Genomic DNA, 2091 nt, shown 5'->3' with positions numbered 1-2091 from the left:
GAGCAGTCCGCGGTCGGCGTACCGAGCGCCTCGAAGGAGGGCGAGCCGATCTACCTGGAAAACACCGCTCACCCCGTCACCCCGCGCCTGGCCCTCGCCAATGCCCGGGTGAGCCATTTCCATGCCTTCGGGGTGGATTGGGACGACACCAGCGGCACGCGGAACGGCCACTTCGCACCGTTCAGCTGGGCGGCCTGAGGGGCCCGGTCGCAGAACGCGAGCAGGGTGGTCAGATGACCGGCGGCGTTGATGCCGTGAACCGGCGACACGGTCAGTTGACCGCGGTCGCCGGACTCGCGGGCGTCAGCCTGCTGGCGTGGGTCTATCTCTGGATCGACGCAGGCCGGATGGCATCCATGTCCGCCGATGGCGGCATGGCGATGGCCGATATGGCCGCCCGGCCCCCTTGGTCGGCCGGGATATTCCTGCTCACCTTCATCATGTGGTCGGTGATGATGGTCGGCATGATGCTGCCCAGCGCCACACCGGCCATACTGCTCTACTCGTCCATGGCCCGCAAGGACAGGGCGGGCGGCCCGGTCCTGCCCGTAACGTGGGTGTTCACTGCCGGCTATCTGGCGGTGTGGACGGCGTTCAGCCTGGCGGCCACGCTCCTACACGGACTGCTGCAAGCCTTGTGGCTGCTGACCCCGGCGATGGCATCGGCCAGCGCTGCCTTTAGCGGCAGCCTGTTGGTGATTGCCGGTGTCTACCAGTGGCTTCCGGTTAAGGACGCCTGCCTGCGCAATTGCCGTTCCCCCCTGCAGTTCTTTCTCTTCCACTGGCGTCCCGGCGTCGCCGGCGCATTCCGCATGGGCGCGGAGCATGGGGCGATCTGCCTGGGCTGCTGCTGGGCACTGATGCTGTTGCTCTTCACGGCGGGGGTCATGAACCTGCTCTGGGTAGCGCTGATCGCCGCCTTCGTATTCGTCGAAAAGCTGGCCCGCCACGGGCGGCTCGCCGGGCGGCTGGCCGGCGTGGCACTGGTGGTCGTCGGGGCGGGACTGATGCTCGGTCAGGGGTGAGGCCCGGGACAGGGAAGCCAAATCCAGTCCGGACCCGTGCCGCCACGTGAATTCAGCCCATGTCGTGGCCCCCGCCCATTTGTTCCGGCGTGGCCCGTGGCCAGATCGCGCGCCCCGGCCTATCCGGGGCGCCCATCTCGGACCGGCTTCATAGCCGGCGGCGTTACGCCATCGGATCATGCCGACCCGGTACCTACTCGACGGTCACCGACTTCGCCAGGTTGCGGGGTTGGTCGACGTCCGTGCCCTTGAGCACGGCGACGTGGTAGGCGAGGAGCTGCAGCGGCACCGTGTAGACCACCGGCGCGGTGATGGTGTCGGTGGCCGGCAGCGTGATGACCTCGCAGCCGTCGCTGCGCTCGGGCGCGGCGGCGGCGTCGGCGAACACGAACAGCCGCCCGCCGCGGGCGCGGACCTCCTGGAGGTTGGACTTCAGCTTCTCCACAAGGCTGTCGTTGGGGGCGATGGTGACCACCGGCATCTCGCCGTCCACCAGTGCCAGCGGCCCGTGCTTGAGCTCGCCGGCGGGGTAGGCCTCGGCGTGGATGTAGGAGATCTCCTTGAGCTTGAGCGCGCCCTCGAGGGCGATCGGGTAGTGCTCGCCGCGGCCGAGGAAGAGGCTGTGACGCTTGTCGATGAACTGCTCGGCGATGCGCCGGATCTCGGGCTCCAGCGCCAGGGCGGACTCCACCTGCCCCGGCAGCCGGCGCAGCGAGGCGACCATCTCGGCCTCCGCGGCCGCGTCGAGGCCATGGCGGCGGCCGGCGGCAATGACGGTCAGCGCGAGGGCGGTGAGCTGGGTGGTGAAGGCCTTGGTGGAGGCGACGCCGATCTCCGGGCCCGCGTGGGTCATGAGCACGAGGTCGGACTCGCGCACCAGCGAGCTCTCGGGGACGTTGCAGATCGCCAGCGACGCCATGTAGCCGAGGTTGCGCGCCTCGCGCAGCGCCGCAAGGGTGTCGGCGGTCTCGCCGGACTGGGAGATGGTAAGGAACAGCGTCCCCGGCGCGACCACGTGGCGGCGGTAGCGGAACTCGCTGGCGACCTCCACCTCGCAGGGGATGCC

The 2091-nt window shown here is 69.4% G+C and carries 2 protein-coding genes and 1 pseudogene; 2 read left to right on the top strand and 1 reads right to left on the bottom strand.

The window, feature by feature from the left end; translation table 11 throughout:
- Together G7A99_RS18610 and G7A99_RS18605 are read left to right on the top strand one after the other, a co-directional pair.
- Positions 1–198, top strand: a pseudogene (locus tag G7A99_RS18610) (hypothetical protein); the annotation flags it as partial.
- A gap of 35 nt (positions 199–233) precedes the next feature.
- The gene (locus tag G7A99_RS18605) at positions 234–1025 is read left to right on the top strand and encodes a DUF2182 domain-containing protein (RefSeq protein ID WP_163142989.1); all 792 of its coding nucleotides are present in this window, start codon (positions 234–236) and stop codon (positions 1023–1025) included.
- Between the two features lie 193 nt (positions 1026–1218).
- On the opposite strand, the gene G7A99_RS18600 is transcribed toward G7A99_RS18605, so the two are convergent.
- Positions 1219–2091, bottom strand: an 873-nt coding sequence (locus G7A99_RS18600) for an isomerizing glutamine--fructose-6-phosphate transaminase (protein WP_163142986.1), incomplete at its 5' end; no start/stop codon positions are given.

This window comes from Arhodomonas sp. KWT (assembly GCF_010993615.1).
This window is presented reverse-complemented; position numbering and strand designations above follow the sequence as displayed.